Here is an 18,730-nt window from a genome sequence, read left to right on the forward strand (position 1 = left end):
GATGAAAATACTCAACAACCCATCTCAAAAGGACTGGAAAAAAGAAATCGCAAGGCCTGTCTTTAAGTCCAAGGAAATCCAAAAGCTGGTCAAGCCAATCATGCGCAAAGTCAAACGACAAGGAGATAAAGCCCTACAGAAGTTTGCATTTGAATATGATCATGTAGAGATTACTGACCTTTTGGTAAGTCGCAAGGAAATTGAGCAGGCTAAAGAAAAGGTTTCTGCCGAACTGAAGCAGGCCATTCAGGTTGCCCTGGAAAACATTGAGAAATTTCACGAGGCACAACAAACTCCGGATCTCAAAATGGAGACCATGGAAGGGGTGACCTGCATGAGAAGAAGTGTGCCCATTCAGCGTGTAGGACTTTACGTCCCAGGAGGTACTGCCCCCTTGTTCTCTACAGTTTTAATGCTGGGAGTACCAGCAAATATTGCGGGATGTGAGGAAATTGTGCTATGTACACCCCCCAACAAGGAAGGAAAAATTCACCCGGCCATATTGTATACAGCGGATCTAATCGGTATTGATAAAATCGTAAAGGCAGGCGGCGCACAAGCAATAGCTGCCATGACTTATGGCACCGAGTCTGTCCCCAAGGTGGATAAAATTTTCGGTCCTGGAAACCAATACGTGACCGCTGCAAAGCAACTGGCCACCAAAAAGGGCGTTGCCATCGACATGCCAGCTGGACCTTCGGAAGTTTTGGTGTATGCTGATGAAACTTCTATCCCATCCTTTGTGGCGGCCGACCTATTATCCCAAGCAGAGCACGGTGTGGACTCACAGGTAATTTTGGTAGCCAACACCGAAAAGGTAGCCAAAGCTGCTATCATGGAAGTAGACAAGCAACTTGAAAAACTCCCCCGCAAAGCCATTGCAGAAAAAGCACTTGACAATTCCGTAGCTATTGTGATGAGTAACGAGGATAAAGCCCTAGCCTTAATCAATGAATATGCTCCCGAGCATTTGATTTTGGTAGTTGAAAACAGTGACCAGGTTGCCCTGAAGATTAAGAATGCAGGTTCTGTTTTCATCGGTAATTTCACTCCAGAATCCGCTGGGGATTATGCTTCTGGCACCAACCATACTCTACCCACCTACGGTTTCGCCAAAAGCTTTAGCGGCGTATCGCTTGACAGTTTTGTAAAAAAAATCACCTATCAGAAGTTGAATGCAAATGGCATCCAAAATTTAGGGCCGACTATTGAAGTAATGGCAGGGGCTGAACTGTTGGAAGCCCACAAAAATGCCGTCAGTTTACGCCTGAAATATTTAAAGGAAAAGGAGTCATGAGTTTTGATTTAAAAAGCCTTTTAAGACCTCACATTGCAGGCCTTAAGCCTTATAGCTCAGCAAGGGACGAGTATGCCGGCAAAGAAGGCATATTCCTAGACGCCAACGAAAACCCATATGGCTCCACAGCTCCGGGAAACTTTAACCGATACCCTGATCCCTATCAAATTGAAATAAAAGAGAAGCTGGCTGAAATCAAAAAGGTAAAGCCAGATCAGGTATTTTTGGGAAATGGCAGCGATGAAGCCATTGACTTGTTGTTGCGCGCATTTTGCAACCCTGGAAAAGACAACATTATCATCCTCCCCCCCACTTACGGTATGTATGAGGTAAGTGCGGCAATAAATGATGTGGAGATTAAGCGGGTTCCATTATGCGAAGATTTCCAGCTGCAGCCCCAGAAGATTTTAGAAGCTGTAAATGATTTCACCAAAGTGATCTTCATCTGCAGCCCTAATAATCCGACTGGAAACTTGATGAAAAAGAAAGACATCTATCAGGTGTTGGAAAATTTCAACGGGATAGTAGTAGTTGACGAAGCCTATATAGATTTTGCGCCGGAAGTCAGCATGGTTGCCGAACTTGAAAAGTATCCTAACCTAGTGGTCATTCAGACTTTCTCCAAGGCTTGGGGACTGGCTGCATTGCGGATCGGAATGGGGTTCGCCTCAACGCAGATCATCAGCATCCTAAACCTAATCAAACCGCCCTATAACATTAGCGGTCTGACTCAGGAAAAAGTCCTTGAAGCACTATCACTTCCAAACGCCGTGTATGGCATGGTGGGAAAAATCATGGAAGGAAAAAATGAACTGGTTAGAAAACTTGAGGAAATGGATGAAGTGATCCAAGTCTACCACTCAGATGCCAATTTCGTTCTAGTAAAAATCCCACAAGCCAAGGAAATTTACCATTATTTGATTGAGGAAAAAATCATCATTCGGGACAGAAGCAAAGTCACCTTATGCGATAACTGCCTACGAATCTCTGTGGGCACTCCTGAAGAAAACGAGGCCTTCCTTACTGCATTTGCTTCGTACACCAAACCAACTACAAAATGAAAAAAGTATTATTCATAGACCGTGACGGCACTATTATCATTGAGCCACCGGTTACCTTTCAAATAGATAGCTTGGAACTGCTGGAATTTTATCCGGGAGTAATTTCCAATTTGAAAAAAATTGTGGACGACACCGAATTTGAGCTGGTAATGATTACCAATCAAGACGGTTTGGGAACGTCCTCTTTTCCTGAAGAAACCTTTTGGCCAGCACAAAACAAGATGCTTCGGATATTAGAGCAAGAGGGTATTTTCTTCAGGGAAATCCACATCGACAGATCGTTTGAACATGAAAACTTACCAACCAGAAAACCTGGAATTGGCCTTTTGCAACATTTTCTGAATGGTGACTACGATCTGGAAAACAGCTACGTGATCGGTGACAGACTATCTGATGTCAAGCTTGCTGAAAATCTAGGCGCCAAATCGATTTTTATCGGCGACCCTGTCGACTCTGCCGCCCTATCCACAAAATCCTGGGAGGAAATTTATAATTTCCTTAAAAATCCTTCCAGAAAAGCTTCAGTGGAAAGGAAAACTTCTGAAACTGAAATTAAAATAGAAGTCAACCTTGACGGAACGGGAAAGTGCGATATCGACACCGGTTTGCCATTTTTTGACCATATGCTCGAGCAGCTCGGGAAACATGGAGGCACTGACCTCACGATCAAGGTGAAGGGCGACTTGCATATCGATGAGCACCATACTATCGAGGACACTGCCTTGGCCCTTGGTGAGGCTTATCTCAAAGCATTAGGGAACAAAAAAGGAATCTACCGCTATGGATTTCTACTTCCTATGGATGATGTATTAGCTCAAGTGGCCATTGATTTCGGAGGAAGACCTTGGATGGTCTGGGAGGCTGAATTTAAAAGGGAAAAAATTGGTGACATGCCAACGGAAATGTTTTTCCATTTCTTCAAGTCTTTTAGTGATACAGCCAAATGCAATTTGAACATCAAAGCGGAAGGGCAAAATGAGCACCATAAAATTGAAGCAATCTTCAAGGGCCTAGCCCGTGCGATAAAAATGGCTGTAGCCTACGACCCAAAAAGCAAAGACCAGCTACCAAGCACAAAAGGGGTATTATAAAGCTTCTGGGGCCCAATGAGCCGGGTCCCAGAAATATTTTTTAGTTAAGGCTTTTAATTGAAAAACTTATTCATTAGTTTCGATTAAAACCACAGCCATGAAACACCTTTCCGTCCTATTCTGCATTTTTGCTTTAGCACTTTGTTCATGCGGCTCATCCTTTGAAAGCGGGGAGGCCTATTATCAAAGTGGCAATTATGAAAAAGCCATCTCTAGCCTTAACAAAAGCCTTTTCTTCAATATCACCGACCTCAAAGCCTTACATTTAAGAGCCAGAGCTTATGAGGAAATTGGCGACTTTGAAAACAGTGCAAAAGATTACAAAACCATTATCAAATTAAAACCTACCTATGCACAGGCCCATGCAGGCTTAGGTAGTTTAGCTTTTAAATTGAAGGATTATAAAACCGCGGAAAAGCACCTATTAATTGCTTCTTATCATGATGTCGAGGATTTTGACATCCTTTTTTTATTAGGAAGGGCAATGATTGTGAATGAGAATTATAAATCTGCAGAGGAATTTCTGGAGCTAGCCCGAGACCTCCGGCCCAAAGAACCGATGGTTTATTATTATCAGGGCATTGCTAGGGGAAAACTTGGTGACCCAGCTGGCACCGCCGGAGCTTTTAATATGTATGTGACCTTGGAGCCCGAAAATATTCAAGGGCTCTATAATCGCGGGTTTGCTTACATGACTATTGGAATGAAAGAATGGGCATTGGAAGATTTTGACAAAGTGCTTAAATTAAACCCAAAGCACTATGAAGCGATGGCCCGGCGGGGAGTTTGCCTTGCAAAGCAAAACCCCTCCAAAGCGTGCGCCGACCTATCACTGGCAGCCAAAAACGGGAGCAAGTATGCACAGGAAAACTTGACTAAATACTGCCAATAGCCAATTTTTCCTTCAATGCTGCCATGTAATTCTTTTTTGCCTCTGGATGGGTGAAAAGAAACAGATAGGGTTCAATAAGTTCAAGTTCCATCAAATAAAATACGCCTTCAATCAGAACACCGTCAACCCTGGCGTATAGGCAGTCCTTGGCAAAATCCTCAACTATTTTTGTAGCGCTATCCATAAGCGAATCTGAGGGCTGAATACTGCTGATTTTACCTCCAAAGAAATGTTGTACTCTAAAATCTCCCTCTTTCGGGCTTTTCAGGACTGCATGAGAAAACTTTCCATTGAAAAAAATAAGGCTATACTCCCCTTCTGCGATTATCTCGGGAATGAAAGGCTGAAGCAAAAAGTCTTCATTTTTCACCAATTCGTTTAGACTATCACTTAAAGAGTGAGTGCTGCCCTTGATGAGTCTTAGGGTATTTTTGGCCCCACCACTTATGGAGGGCTTAAAAATAAGGTTATCAGTGGCAAACTCATCAAACATCGGCTCGATGTGAACCGGTTGATTTTGCTTTAAAAAACGAGTCGGGATGATCCTATGGCCCTTTCCCTGAATTTCCTGCAGGTATTTCTTGTCGGAATTCCACAAAACTGTTTTTAAATCATTGAAAACAGGAATTCCTGATGCGATCATGTTTTCACACCAGTTTTTAAATTCATGGTATCGGTCAAAATAATCCCAAGGTGATTTGACGACTAGGTGGGTGTATTGATTCCAGTTTACAGCGGGGTCAGACCAGACCTCAAATTTGAAGTCAAATCCTTCTGCAGCAAGAAGTTCAGAAACAATAGCGTCCTCGCTTTCCGCATTATTGTTATAGTTTCCCAAAGATTGGCAAGTCACTACACCTATTTTCACCGTCATGTCATCATAAGTTTTAGGGGGTTAAATTTGGTATTTTTTTCCGTAAAAAACGGGTAAATTATCATTTAGTTATAATTTTGGTCTTTAATTGTGAAAAATGACTGACAGCAAGCTCGTAATTATTCCTACTTATAATGAAATGGAAAACATCCATGACCTTATTGAAAAGGTGATGAGTTTGCCCGGAGATTTTCATGTGCTTATTATCGATGATGGGAGTCCCGATGGAACTGCCCGGGAGGTGGAAAAATTGCAGGAAAAATATCAGAATAGACTTTTCTTACTCAATCGGGGCGAAAAACTGGGCTTGGGAACAGCCTACATCGAAGGTTTCAAATATGCCCTTGATAAAGGTTATACATATATTTTTGAGATGGACGCCGACTTTTCCCACAATCCCGAGGACTTGGTGAGGTTATTTGAGGCTTGCTCAAAGGATGGCTATGACATGGCCATCGGCTCACGATACATCACCGGAGTCAATGTGGTCAACTGGCCCATGGGGCGTGTATTGATGTCCTTTTTCGCCTCCAAATATGTGCAATTCATCACCGGCATCCCTATCAAAGACACCACGGCTGGCTTTAAATGTTACCACAGAAGGGTGCTGGAAACCATAAAGCTCGATAAGATCAAATTTATAGGGTATGCTTTCCAGATTGAAATGAAGTTCACAGCCTGGAAGCTAGGTTTCAAGATCATTGAAATCCCCATCATTTTTACCGACCGCACTAAAGGCACCTCCAAAATGTCCAAGAACATCTTTAAGGAGGCCGTTTTGGGCGTTATCTATATGAAGGTCAAGAGCGTTATTAAACCTAAAAAATACCGAAGAGCGGCCTAAATCAGCGATTAATCAAACCTTATCGCCTTAATGGGTTTCACATTTGCAATCATCATTGCCGGAATGAATAAGACAGCTGTAGTGACAACCAAGATGAGGATATTGATTCCAATTAGATAGGGCCATTCCCAGTGCACCGGCACATAATCCATGTAGTAATTTTCAGGGTCAAGCTTGATTAGGCGAAAGTGGTCCTGAAGGAAGCCAAATCCCAACCCCACCAAATTACCGATCAACATCCCCCTACCGATTATCCGGATACCATTCCACACAAAAATCCTTCGGATCTGTCTATTTCGAGACCCTAAGGCTTTTAGGATTCCAATCATTTGAGTTCTCTCCATAATCAGGATAAAAAGAATGGAAACCATGTTAAAGGCTGCCACGAAAAGAATCAAAACCAGAAAGACGTAAACATTATTGTTTAACAGCAACAGCCAATCGAAGATCTGAATATATTTATCCGTGACCTTCACTACGTTGAGGTCGTAATCCACCCAGTCGTAAAAATCATCCGCATATTGATCAATCTTTTTGGGATCGTTTATAAAGACCTCAAACCCTCCAACTTTGTCCTTACTCCAGCCATTCAGGTTTCGGATAGTTTGTATGTCGCCAATAATGATTCTATCATCAAAGTCCTCCAGAAAAGTCTCGTAAATTCCCACCACCTCAAACCTTCTAAACCTGGGCGGGTCCTGTACAAAATACATGGTAATCTTATCCCCCACCGCAAGTAAGAGTTTATTGGAAATAGTTCGGCTGATCAGGATTTCGTTTGAGGCCGCTTGGTCATCAAAATTGATGAAGCGCCCTTCCTTCAGGGATGTCGAGAAAGTCGCCACATCATAGCTTTCCCCCACCCCTTTGAGTATAACGCCTTCTACCTCCTCATCACCTTTCAATAGACCAGGTTTTTGGGCAAATTCCTGAACATGGGAAATGTAGGGAATGTCCTGATAATTGTTGTAAAACTGGCTGTTTTTTGAGGTGGGAGTATCGTCTAGGATATTTCCAGCAGAAAAGCGGTGCACCTGATAATGCCCTGTAAATGAGAAGACCTTTTCAGCTATTACATGCCGAAAACCACCCAAAATCAAGAATGCTATCAGCAAAATGGCCAAACCTATTGATATACTGGCTACAGCGATATTGTGAATAGTACCCGTAAAACCGCCGGTCCTTTTAAAGCTAATTCTTTTGGCAATGAAATAGGAAAGGTTCAAGGAGTTGTTTTATTTTGTTTAAAATCCATTGCAAATTAACATGAAGCATTTGAAATTAATATTAATCCTAGGTTTTTTAGCCAATACCCTGGCATTTTGCAGCCCCGCGGAAAACTATCAGGAAGAGGAAACCCAGAAAACTAAAACCTCCGCCATCACCGGCGCCGACAGGCATTCGGAATACCTGCCTATGATCGAAGGCAAAAACATTGGCCTTGTGGTAAATCAAACCTCTATTCTACCTCAAAAAGACAACCTTCATTTGGTTGATTTTCTTCTGGGTGAAAATCAAAAGGTTAAGAAAGTATATGTCCCCGAGCATGGCTTCAGAGGTGATGCCGATGCCGGAGAAAAGGTGGAAAATGAAGTGGACCAGAAAACCGGCCTTCCCGTAATTTCCCTTTATGGCAACAATAAAAAACCCAGCAAAGAAGCCTTATCAGGAATTGACATCTTGATCTATGACCTCCAGGATGTGGGGGTGAGATTCTACACCTATATCAGCACCCTCCATTACGTGATGGAAGCCGCAGCCGAGCAAAACATTCCCGTTATCATTTTGGACAGGCCAAATCCTAATGGGGACTATGTCGATGGTCCAGTATTGAAGGAAGGATTTACCAGCTTTGTAGGCATGCACCCAATTCCTGTTGTGCATGGACTGACAGTTGCCGAATTAGCGCAAATGATTAATGGCGAGGGCTGGCTGAAAAACAAGGTAAAAGCTGACATCAAAATAGTTAAAACTGAAAATTGGGACCACTCCCAGCCCTATTCTTTACCTGTGAAGCCATCTCCAAACTTGCCGAATGATATTTCTATAAGGTTATATCCTTCTCTTTGCTATTTTGAAGGGACTGATATTAGCTTGGGCAGAGGTACAACCTTCCCTTTTCAGGTTTATGGATACCCTGATGAAAGCTTCGGCGAATTCAGCTTTACCCCGACCAGCATCCCTGGTATGTCCAAAAACCCTCCCCATCAGGACAAAACCTGTTATGGTAAGGATTTGAGAAACGAGGATCTGAGCCACCAGTTTACATTAACTTACCTTCTTGACGCTTATAAAAAATCAGGCAAGAAGGAGAAGTTCTTTAACGCTTTCTTTGACAAACTTGCCGGGACTGACCAACTTAGGAAAGACATTCTTGCAGGAAAGCCAGAGAGTGATATTCGAGCTTCTTGGGACAAGGATTTGGCAGAATATGAAAAACTAAGGGAAAAGTACCTTATATACTAAAAATCACAAAACATTTAAAATGGGCTATATTAGCCCATTTTTTTTTGCCAAGAACATATTGCTTATTACGATAAACATAATTTAATAAAACTGCTTACTACAATAAGCAATAATTGATTATATTTGCTAACTGCAACAAGCAATAGACCATGGGACCATTGTTCGAAAAATTTTTTAGGAAAATAGAAGCCACTGAAACTACTTTCTTGAGGAGCGCCATGGATAGAATCCATTGGGAGGCTAGGCTAATAGGAATCAAAGGAGCTAGAGGGGTCGGTAAAACCACTTTAATGCTCCAATACATAAAGATACACCTCCCGCTTGACGGAGCGACCTTATATGTTAGCCTTGACAACATATGGTTTGCCAAGAATAGCTTATACGACTTGGCGGATGAGTTTGTGAAAAAAGGAGGCAGGCATCTATTTTTGGACGAAGTACACAAATACCCGAATTGGTCCCAAGAAATCAAGAATATCTACGATGATTACCCTGAACTCCAAACTGTATTTACAGGGTCCTCTATGCTGGAAATTCTAAATGCAAGTGCAGATCTGAGCAGAAGGGCAATCATTTACCAAATGCAGGGGCTATCTTTTAGGGAGTATTTAAACTTGAAGTTGGGAAAAGATCTTCCCATATTTAAATTGAAGGATTTGCTTGACAATCATTCTGAGTTGGCGAGGGGTATTCTAAAAGACATAAAGCCGCTTCAGCATTTTGATGATTATTTAAACAATGGGTACTACCCTTTTTTCCAAGAGGTGCCTGATTTGTACCATCAGCGGATTGAAGAGGTGGTCAACATGTCCTTGGAGATCGAACTGCCCTTGTTGCGCAAAGTCGATATAGCTTACATTCCCAAGCTAAAGCAATTGCTGCAGATCATTTCGGAATCAGTGCCTTTTATCCCGAATGTCACCAAGCTTAGCCAAAGAATTGGGATCAATCGAAACACCTTTATTAGCTACTTGTTCTTCTTGCAGGAAGCCCATCTCACCCGAAATTTGTACAAGGACGTACGCGGGATAACTCAGCTGCAAAAGCCCGATAAAATATTTTTGGAAAACACCAATTTCCAGTTTGCTTTTGCCCCAGAAAATGCGGACCAAGGCAATCTTCGGGAAACCTTTTTCCTCAATCAGGTCAATTACTTTCATGAGGTTGAATATATGGATAAAGGGGATTTCATGGTGGACAGAAAGTTCACTTTTGAAATCGGCGGAAAGTCGAAGACCACAGAGCAAATCAAGAATTCAAAATCAGGCTTCGTGGCTGCAGACGGGATTGAGTATGGGATTGGCAACAAAATACCGCTTTGGTTATTCGGGTTTATGTATTGAGGATCAAAATAGAGGCAAAAAAGACTGGAGATCGCAAGATTTCAAGGAGGGCGTTATGCCCAAAAAATCGTAATATTGGATAGCAAAAAGACCTGCCAATTTTTTGGCAGGATCACAATTATGGATAAAACACTTCGAATCATTTATATGGGCACGCCAGAATTTGCCGTGCCCTCTTTAGACATATTGGTTGAAAACGGATGGAATGTAGTAGCGGTCATTACTGCTCCAGACAGGCCAAAGGGACGTGGACAAAAACTCATACCCTCTCCTGTAAAGGAGGCTGCATTAAAGCACAATTTACCCGTCCTCCAGCCTACCAACCTGAAAGATCCAGAATTTATCGAGGAATTGCGGTCATATAAAGCAGACCTGCAAATTGTGGTGGCTTTTAGAATGCTGCCTGAAGCAGTTTGGAATATGCCTTCAAAGGGCACTTTCAACCTTCACGCTTCTTTGCTTCCCAATTACCGCGGCGCAGCGCCCATCAATTGGGCGATCATAAACGGTGAAAAGGAAACCGGTGTGACCACCTTTTTTCTTAAACACCAGATCGACACAGGGAACCTTATCTTTCAGGAAAAAGAAACCATCCTTCCTGAGGACAATGTTGGAACGCTTTATGAACGCCTGATGGAAAAGGGTTCAAGACTTGTGTTAAAAACCGTTGAGGCAATCCAAGAGGGAACGGTTGAGCCTGTTCCACAAGACGAAAGCAAGGCCCTCCATGAAGCCCCAAAGATCTTCAAGGAGACCTGCATGATCGACTGGAACCAACCTGCAGAAAAAATCCACAACCTCATTAGAGGGTTAAGCCCCTACCCAGCAGCCTGGACTGAAATAAATGGAAAAACCTGTAAAATTTTTGCTAGCGAGATTATAGAAAAGTCGTCAGGAAATACTCCTGGCAAAATAAATTCTGACGGCAAAAATTACATCCACTTCCATTCTCAGGACAACCTATTGGCCATTAAAGAACTGCAATTGCAGGGTAAAAAACGGATGGGTACTGAGGAGTTTTTGAGGGGAAACAAATTGTAGGAAGAAGCGATTTAAGCTATAATCCCAAGGAAGAATATTTGTACTACCAAACACCTTTTTAATTTGAAAGTCTCACTTATAGTCGCCAAAGCCGAAAACAATGTCATCGGCAAAAACAATGATTTAGTCTGGAAGCTCTCAGACGACCTCAAACATTTTAAAAAGACCACGACCGGCCAGCACCTCATAATGGGCCGGAAAACATATGAATCCATGGGTAAGCCTTTGCCTAACAGGACTTCAATCGTAGTCACTAGAAATGAAGATTATTCGGTTCCAGACGAGCATTTTTGCGTTCAAAACCTGGAGCAAGCTCTGGCTTTGGGAAAGAAGCTGAACTTGGAAACCATCATTATAGCGGGGGGAGGAGAGATTTATAAGATGGCTTTGCCATACGTAGATGAGATGATTATCACTGAAGTTAAAGCAACTCCAGAAGGCGACACCTTTTTCCCTGAAATCAACTGGTCGGAATGGCAAGAAACAAAACGGGAGCATTTTGAAAAAAATGACAAGAATGAGTATGCTTTTGACATTGCGTTTTATAAAAGAAAATGAGAGAAGTAAAAGCTGAAATACTGGCTATAGGCGATGAGTTGCTTTACGGCCAGATTATGGATACCAATAGCTTGTGGATTAGCCAGCAGTTGACAGATATTGGGGTAAGGGTGGTACATAGGGCCACCGTGGGTGATAATGAACCTGCCATATTGGAAGCGTTCAAAGCCGCACAGCAACGGGCAGACATCGTATTGATCACCGGGGGACTTGGCCCTACAAGGGATGACCTGACCAAGCCTCTTTTAGCAAAATATTTTGATTGTGACATTCAATTGGTCCCTGAAGCATTGGAAGCAGTAAAATCCTATTTTACCAGAAGGGGCCGAGAATTGACAGAATTAAATATTCTTCAGGCCCACCTGCCCACCAAATGCACCTATGTGCCTAACACCATGGGTACTGCTCCCGGAATGTGGTTTGAGGAAAATGACACCCTTTGGATGTCGATGCCAGGGGTACCACATGAAATGAAAAAACTGATGGAAACCTTTGTGTTTCCTCAGTTGAAAGAGCGTTTTTCATTGCCTGTGATTTACCATAAAGTGGTCAAAACCGTTGGGATCGGGGAAAGCTGGCTGGCGGATAAAATTAGGGATTGGGAAGACGCGCTCCCTTCACACATCAAACTCGCCTATCTGCCCTCTATTGGCTTGGTGAGGCTCCGGCTAACAGCTTTTGGTGAAAAAATCAAAGAATTAACGGTTGAAGTCGAAGAGCAAATTGAAAAACTTTTGCCTTTGGCAGGAAAATATGTTTACGGCTTTGATGAAACAAGTTTGGAAGATGCTGTGGGCCAACTTTTGAGGAGTCAAAATAAAACTGTAGCTTTAGCCGAGAGCTGCACGGGCGGCTATATTTCTCATCTGATCACTAGCGTGGCCGGGTCCAGCGCCTATTTTAACGGCAGTATCATACCTTATCATAACCAGTTTAAACAACAGGTTTTAGGCGTAAAAAAGGATACCTTAATTGACCACGGAGCCGTAAGTGAAGAAACGGTAATAGAAATGGCCAGTGCGGTTCGCAAAACTTTTGGTTCTGATTATGGACTGGCCAGCAGTGGTGTGGCTGGGCCGGGTGGCGGATCGGATGAAAAGCCCGTTGGAACCGTTTGGATAGCCTGCGCATCAGAGGATGGTGTCAGGACGAAGAAACTTCAATTAACCGATGACAGGATGATAAACATTCAGCTTTCGGGAATTTCGGTTTTGAATTTGTTAAGATTGGAAATAAATAAAATTACCGAATGAATTTTTACCTGAATGATTTTGCAAAGCAGGAATTAAAATTTAATTTTAAAATTCAGAAATAAACCCAATTAAATAATTTTCATATGGCAACAGTAGAAATGGTGATGCCCAAGATGGGTGAGAGCATTATTGAGGGTACCATCCTCACCTGGCTGAAGAGCGAGGGAGATGCTATCGAGCAAGATGAATCCGTACTGGAAGTGGCTACCGATAAGGTCGACACAGAAGTTCCAGCCACTCACGCCGGCACACTTAAACAGATTTTAGTTAAAGAAGGCGATGTAGTAGCCGTCGGCGCCCCTATTGCCATCATTGAGGTAGAAGGCGAATCCAACGGGACTGGCGCTCCTGTAACCTCTACCGCTCCAGCACCAAAGGAGAAAAAAGAGGAACTTTTAGCCGCTGCGCCAAGCCAAACCTCAACCATCGTAACACAGCCGGATGACTCAGGTGCAGGCGACGATAGATTTTATTCCCCTCTTGTTCTTTCTATTGCCAAAGAAGAAGGTATCAGCAAGTCGGAACTTGCCACAATCACGGGCTCTGGCAAATCAGGCAGAGTGACCAAAAACGACATGCTCGCTTATGTGAAGCAAAGAGGGACTGCTTCCCAGGCAACTTCTCAGCCTGAACAGGCAGCCTCTTCAAAACAAGCTATCGCACCTGCGCCGAAAGTTAGTGTAAGTGTGAATGCTGGGGATGAAATCATTGAAATGGATAGAATGCGCAAAATGATCGCTGAAAGAATGGTGGATTCCAAGCGCATTTCCCCACACGTTACTTCCTTTGTAGAAGCGGATGTTACCAACATTGTTCTTTGGAGAAACAAAGTAAAAAACGGCTACAAGCAAAAGCATGGCGAGCCATTGACCTTCACTCCTTTCTTCATTGAGGCGGTAGCCAAGGCCATTCAGGATTTCCCTATGATCAACATTTCCGTAGATGGAGACAAGATCATCAAAAGAAAAAACATCAACGTTGGTGTGGCTGTAGCCCTTCCATCAGGCAACCTTATAGTGCCGGTGATCAGAAATGCCGATCAGCTTAATCTGACAGGACTTTCTAAAAAGATTAACGATCTGGCCGGCCGTGCAAGGATCAATAAGCTTTCTCCTGACGAACTATCAAGTGGCACCTATACAGTATCCAACGTGGGATCTTTCGGCAATGTGATGGGTACGCCTATCATCATGCAACCTCAAGTAGCCATCTTGGCCGTAGGAGCGATTACCAAGAAGCCAGCTGTGGTAGAAACCCCAACTGGTGATGTGATCGCGGTAAGACACAAAATGTTCCTATCCCACTCCTATGACCACAGAGTTGTGGATGGCTCTTTGGGGGGACAATTTGTAAGAAGAGTAGCAGATTATCTGGAAGCTTTCGATCTAGATACCAATATTTAAGAATAAAAAAACCGAGATTTGAATCTCGGTTTTTTTTTATCCATAAATATTCTGATAACTTATTTTGATTCTTTCAGCGATTTGGTCAATCTTAACAGGTTTGGTCAGGTAATCATCCATACCGGCTTCGTATGCTTTTTCAATTTCATCCTTGAATATATTGGCTGACAACCCAATAATGGTAGGCTTATGGTCCCCTTCAATTTCTCGGATGGCTTTTGTAGCTTCCAGTCCATTCATTTTGGGCATTTGATTATCCATAAAGATCAGGTCGTAACGCTTACTTTTGCACATGGCCACAGCTTCCACCCCATTCTTGGCAAAATCAGGAATATACCCCATCTGTTTAAAAATTATGGACATGAACTGAATGTTGATTTCATTGTCTTCAGCCATTAGGATCTTAAGCGGATACTTATCCGATAGAGCGCTGAGATTTTCCTCTGGCAAGCTCACTTCTGTAGGGCTTCCCACCTCGGATTTATCTATTGGCTTTTCGCCCACGGTCACAAAAAGTGTAAAGGAGAAACTGGAACCTTTGCCTTCCTCACTTTCTATATGAAGACTGCCACCCATCAATTCGATAAGCTTGTTGGCAATAGCCAGGCCCAGTCCTGTGCCAGTATATTCCCTGCTTTTCGATCCATCCACTTGGGTAAATGGATCTGTCAAGGTAGAAATCTTATCCTCTGGTATACCAATCCCCGTATCGCTCACGGTGAAGTAAAGCATGATGTTGGAATTAAGGATCTGCTCACTGGTCACCTTGATGGTAATATCCCCATCCTTTGGAGTAAACTTCACCGCGTTTCCGACTAGATTGAATAGAATCTGGAATAGCTTGTCCCTATCCATCAAAATCCAATTAGGCGTAGATTCTTCGATCTCAAGCTTAAGATTGATTTTTTTCTCAGCCACTAAAGCGGAGAAAATATTGACCACCTTATTTACTTGCTCACGGAAATTGATGTCGGTAAGGTTGAGTTCAAGTTTACCCGCTTCAATTTTACTGTAATCAAGGATATCCTTAATTATGGTCAACAAGCTGTCTCCGGAATCTCGAATCACCTGGATAAACCGCTTTTGCTCTGGAGAGAGGTTGGTGTTGGCCAACAATCCAATCATGCCCAAAAGCCCATTCATAGGAGTTCTGATTTCATGGCTCATATTGGCAAGGAAGTCACTTTTAGCCCTACTGGCCGATTCCGCTGCTTCTTTTGCCTCGCGCAAACCTTTTTCAAGAAGCTTTTGACTGGTCACATCACGCCCAAGTGACATCACCCTTTCCTCATCAAGTTTTATGAATCTAATTTCAAAATACTTCTTGCCGCCTTGAAGATAAACCTGCATTTCTCGAGTTTGCATTTCACCAGTCTCTGCAGTTTTCTCCAATGCTTCCATCATTTGAACATTGTATGGCCCTGGAAGCACTTCCAAAATAGTTTTGCCTAAACCTTCTTCAGGCGGCATCAGCAGCATGCTGGCGTCCTTGACATGATAATCTTGGAACACTCCATAATTGTCATAAATAAAAACTATATCCGGTATGCTTTCCAATACCGATCTCAGGGTATTTTCACTCTTGATAATATCCTGCTCGGCAAGGTGCTTCTCTGTAATATCGGTACAGATACCTACACTACCTGACAGTTTGCCATCCTCATCGTAATACAATCTTTCGAAGTTTTTAGTCCGAATAACTTCCCCATTCTTTTTAACCAGATCACACTCAAAGTTCAGATAGTCCTTTCGAGTTCTAACTGCCTCTTTGGCTTTTTGACGTACGTGACGGAGTTCGTTATGCGGGAAAATTCTTCGGAAATTATCCATGAAGTCCTCCTCTGTATATCCTAGCACCGATTCAATATTTTCGCTTACCTTGAAAATCTTGCCCTTTGCATCATGATAATACACAAAGCTATTGGACTCCTGTAGCAACATGGTTTGCTGCCTGAAGAGCTGGTTGAGTTCAGAAGTGGTACTGCTAAGAAGCTGATAGCTTTCGGTGGTTTCTTTGGAGAACTTAAAGAGCATGACCATCAAAACACATAATAGTAAGAATAACAGTGCAAAGAGGTAAAAGTACGCTTCATAGATACCGGATACAATGGTACGCTTCTCCAAAAAGAAAACAAAAGCGTACTGATGATTCAGCTGCCTGATTTTAAAGGGATATTGGGCAGCCAGTACCTTTATTTCCTCGCCGTCCTTAATGATTGTTCCCTCATAATTTCCTTTTAATCCAGCGACCACATCATAGGATATTTTTTGGGCAAGGGATGGCGAATAATTAATTTCATGCTGCTCGGATTGACCATTCAATATCTGAAACGTGTCCTGGGCATATAATGCCTTGTAACCATCACTTCCCAAATAATAACTGTCAACGTGGTTCTGGAAATAATTCTCGAGATTGACCTTGACGATCACCCTAATCTTATGGACCGGCGTGGTAATGATAAAGCTTTCCCGGGGGTCATACTTCAACACCTCATTGGACAATTCCCTGGTGATATGATTATCCTGTTGGGTAGAATATATGATGAGGCCATCCACCGTTGGATGTTGGATAACCAGCTGATCAATTAGGTTTGAATAATTGTTTAGTAGCCGCCGCGTTCTCACCTCGTTGGCGCCATCGGCCACTGTGGAGCCATGCATGCTTTCCAAAATGCTGGCATAATAAATAATATCCTCTTCAAGGGAATTGAATTTCCGCTGTGCCTCGTTGGCGGCTACTTCCGACTGCTTTTTGAGCAGCTCCTCTTTGGTTTCCAAAAGGTTTGAGGAAAGGGCAGCATAGAACAGGTAGCCTAAAAATAGAATTAATAGGACAGAGACGAGGGACAAGCCTGTCAACACCCAAAATCGTTGGGGGCGATCAATATTTTGGTCTAAAATGCTCCCTTTCACAAATTATTGATATCAATAATATACCAGTTTAAAATATTGAGCCTTTTACAGTAGACTTGGTTGGTTTTACCATCCAGACTTAACTCAAAGCTGTTATCTTTTTCAAGCAAAAATCTTGAGATCATCCTTCTGACTTCTTTGTTTTTGGATTTGAATAGGTTAAAATCTTCTACCGGGAAGTTATCAGTATTGATGGTCTGAATATACGTATGATTTTTCAGTGGCGGCATATCTAATGCTTCGATGGCGTTGGCCTTGCCGGCTATAATAGTGCCTCCCGCATCCACAATTACCAAATTTTTGGCCGATTTATCCAGAAAATTCCCGACTAAATTATTTACGGTGATATCAAATCCCAAAACCCCCTGGAGTTTGTTTTGGTAGTAAACTGGGTGAATCAAGGAAAGCACCCATCCCCTTCCCACAGGGTCAATATAAACTTCCTCAAGCCATTTAGCCCCCTTTTGGGGATTTCTCACCTCATCACCCATATAGTAAAAATTGAAGGTAGTCAGGTCAAGATCAGGGTCTACCATGGTCAATACACTGTAATTGGGATAGACCCTGGAGAATTGGTTTTTGGTGTTATAAAACACCTGAGAAACAATAGGATTGCTATTAACCAAGCGGGAGAAAAGGGAATCCTGGCTTTCCGTGAAATAAGCCTGCCGCATAGCCTCTTGCCTATTGGAGGTAAGTGTGGAGATATACACGGCACTTTCCTCCGCCTGTGGGTCGGGATTGTAAAAAACCCCAGAGTCACTAAAGGCAAACTTATTCCTATTTGCTTTGTCAACCAGGTCATTTTGGTTTTCATACAAATAAGTAGTGAAGGTTGCTAACTCTGCAATCTCAGTCTCCAGTGGGGTAAGCTCAGATTCGATTTCCTGAATGACGCTGTCGATTTGGGCAAAGTTATCTATATCTCGCTTACTCACCTTATCTTCACATTGGAAGAATAACATTGCCACAAAAATCAACAATAAATAACTATATTTCATCTTAAAATTATCAAATCAGCGCCAAAATTAAAGATTTTATAACTGATTATAAAGCGATTGGTGCATTTCCTCGAATCTTTTTTGAACAGCGTCAAAAAACGGCCCTCCCAAAAACTGATCAAGGTCTGACTCCTCCAAAATATCTGTTTCGCTGACTTTAAAGGTTTGCTCAACCATACCCTGCTCAAATTTGAGCAGGTATTTGTTATTCCAAGAAAAGATGCTAACCCTTACATCACTAACGGTCATCTCTTTTACTATTCTCATGGCCGCTTCACTTCTGAACTATACGTGATCTCTGATTTCAGAGAAGAGGCCACAGAGCAATATTTATCTACGGATAATTTGATTACCTTGGCCAACTCCTCTTCCTTTGCATCAGAAGAGACCAGAGTAAAGTGCATATGGATGGTTCTATAGAAAGCCGGAATCCCATCATTTCTCTCCCCTTCCACATCAATTGTGAAGTCCACTACTTCCTTCCTTTTCTTCTTCATCATTGACACAGCATCTACGACCGCACAGCTCCCTAGAGCAGAAAGCAACAGCTCCATAGGGGATTGATGCTTTTTTTCTTCGCCATCATACATATCAATGCTCACTTTGTTGCCAAAAGCATTTACGGCTTCATACTCGTGATCAGCCAGCATGCTGATCTTTATTGTTCTTTTATTAGACATGATAGAAATTTTA

General features: G+C 42.5%; 17 protein-coding genes. 11 read left to right on the forward strand and 6 right to left on the reverse strand.

Translation table 11 applies throughout. From position 1 onward, the window contains the following. Position 1: 1 nt before the first annotated feature. The 4 genes from hisD (at position 2) to KIH41_RS05580 (ending at position 4,341) form a co-directional block, all read left to right on the forward strand. Positions 2 to 1,297 (forward strand): histidinol dehydrogenase, encoded by a 1,296-nt coding sequence (hisD, locus tag KIH41_RS05565; RefSeq protein WP_214161797.1) that lies wholly within the window; start codon positions 2 to 4, stop codon positions 1,295 to 1,297. After that, entirely contained in the window at positions 1,294 to 2,358 is a 1,065-nt protein-coding gene (gene hisC, locus KIH41_RS05570) for a histidinol-phosphate transaminase (protein WP_214161798.1), read from the forward strand. The genes hisD and hisC overlap by 4 nt, the downstream gene beginning before the upstream one ends. Further along, positions 2,355 to 3,449 (forward strand): bifunctional histidinol-phosphatase/imidazoleglycerol-phosphate dehydratase HisB, encoded by a 1,095-nt coding sequence (gene hisB, locus KIH41_RS05575; protein ID WP_214161799.1) that lies wholly within the window; start codon positions 2,355 to 2,357, stop codon positions 3,447 to 3,449. The genes hisC and hisB overlap by 4 nt, the downstream gene beginning before the upstream one ends. Positions 3,450 to 3,546: 97 nt before the next feature. Beyond that, a complete protein-coding gene (locus KIH41_RS05580; protein WP_213943954.1) occupies positions 3,547 to 4,341 on the forward strand; it encodes a tetratricopeptide repeat protein in 795 nt (264 codons plus the stop codon). Here the strand turns inward: KIH41_RS05580 and KIH41_RS05585 are convergent. Further along, a complete protein-coding gene (locus tag KIH41_RS05585; protein ID WP_246538979.1) occupies positions 4,325 to 5,215 on the reverse strand; it encodes an ATP-grasp domain-containing protein in 891 nt (296 codons plus the stop codon). The two genes, KIH41_RS05580 and KIH41_RS05585, sit on opposite strands and share 17 nt — an antisense overlap. A gap of 97 nt (positions 5,216 to 5,312) precedes the next feature. Between KIH41_RS05585 and KIH41_RS05590 the strand changes: the two genes are divergently transcribed. Beyond that, positions 5,313 to 6,059, forward strand: coding sequence for a polyprenol monophosphomannose synthase (locus KIH41_RS05590; RefSeq protein ID WP_213943953.1), 747 nt, complete (start codon positions 5,313 to 5,315; stop codon positions 6,057 to 6,059). Between the two features lie 8 nt (positions 6,060 to 6,067). Here KIH41_RS05590 and KIH41_RS05595 read toward each other — a convergent pair whose 3' ends face one another. Then, on the reverse strand, positions 6,068 to 7,285 hold the full coding sequence (locus KIH41_RS05595) for an ABC transporter permease (protein WP_213943952.1): 1,218 nt from the start codon (positions 7,283 to 7,285) through the stop codon (positions 6,068 to 6,070). Positions 7,286 to 7,325: 40 nt separating this feature from the next. Here KIH41_RS05595 and KIH41_RS05600 point away from each other — a divergent pair, with 40 nt between their 5' ends. From KIH41_RS05600 to KIH41_RS05625, 6 genes are all read left to right on the forward strand, one after another. After that, positions 7,326 to 8,525, forward strand: coding sequence for an exo-beta-N-acetylmuramidase NamZ family protein (locus KIH41_RS05600; protein ID WP_213943951.1), 1,200 nt, complete (start codon positions 7,326 to 7,328; stop codon positions 8,523 to 8,525). A 149-nt stretch (positions 8,526 to 8,674) separates the two neighbouring features. Next, positions 8,675 to 9,868 (forward strand): ATP-binding protein, encoded by a 1,194-nt coding sequence (locus KIH41_RS05605; RefSeq protein WP_214161800.1) that lies wholly within the window; start codon positions 8,675 to 8,677, stop codon positions 9,866 to 9,868. Positions 9,869 to 9,988: 120 nt separating this feature from the next. After that, complete coding sequence (fmt, locus tag KIH41_RS05610; protein ID WP_213943949.1) at positions 9,989 to 10,909, forward strand: methionyl-tRNA formyltransferase; 921 nt, start codon at positions 9,989 to 9,991, stop codon at positions 10,907 to 10,909. A gap of 63 nt (positions 10,910 to 10,972) precedes the next feature. Next, on the forward strand, positions 10,973 to 11,467 hold the full coding sequence (locus KIH41_RS05615) for a dihydrofolate reductase (RefSeq protein ID WP_214161801.1): 495 nt from the start codon (positions 10,973 to 10,975) through the stop codon (positions 11,465 to 11,467). Beyond that, a complete protein-coding gene (locus KIH41_RS05620; protein ID WP_214161802.1) occupies positions 11,464 to 12,720 on the forward strand; it encodes a competence/damage-inducible protein A in 1,257 nt (418 codons plus the stop codon). Before KIH41_RS05615 ends, KIH41_RS05620 begins: the two co-directional genes overlap by 4 nt. Positions 12,721 to 12,803: 83 nt before the next feature. Further along, on the forward strand, positions 12,804 to 14,123 hold the full coding sequence (locus KIH41_RS05625; protein WP_214161803.1) for a dihydrolipoamide acetyltransferase family protein: 1,320 nt from the start codon (positions 12,804 to 12,806) through the stop codon (positions 14,121 to 14,123). Between the two features lie 36 nt (positions 14,124 to 14,159). On the opposite strand, the gene KIH41_RS05630 is transcribed toward KIH41_RS05625, so the two are convergent. The 4 genes from KIH41_RS05630 to KIH41_RS05645 form a co-directional block, all read right to left on the reverse strand. Beyond that, positions 14,160 to 16,901, reverse strand: coding sequence for a PAS domain-containing sensor histidine kinase (locus tag KIH41_RS05630; RefSeq protein WP_246535272.1), 2,742 nt, complete (start codon positions 16,899 to 16,901; stop codon positions 14,160 to 14,162). Positions 16,902 to 17,032: 131 nt separating this feature from the next. Further along, the gene (locus tag KIH41_RS05635; protein WP_213943945.1) at positions 17,033 to 18,037 is read right to left on the reverse strand and encodes a cysteine protease; all 1,005 of its coding nucleotides are present in this window, start codon (positions 18,035 to 18,037) and stop codon (positions 17,033 to 17,035) included. A 36-nt stretch (positions 18,038 to 18,073) separates the two neighbouring features. Next, positions 18,074 to 18,304: a hypothetical protein gene (locus tag KIH41_RS05640; RefSeq protein WP_213943944.1), complete on the reverse strand. Its 231-nt coding sequence runs from the start codon at positions 18,302 to 18,304 to the stop codon at positions 18,074 to 18,076. Continuing rightward, positions 18,301 to 18,717, reverse strand: a complete 417-nt coding sequence (locus KIH41_RS05645; protein ID WP_246535271.1) for an OsmC family protein — start codon at positions 18,715 to 18,717, stop codon at positions 18,301 to 18,303. The genes KIH41_RS05640 and KIH41_RS05645 overlap by 4 nt, the downstream gene beginning before the upstream one ends. Between the last annotated feature and the right edge of the window lie 13 nt (positions 18,718 to 18,730).

The sequence above is a fragment of the Litoribacter ruber genome (genome assembly GCF_018500185.1).
GTDB lineage: Bacteria > Bacteroidota > Bacteroidia > Cytophagales > Cyclobacteriaceae > Litoribacter > Litoribacter ruber.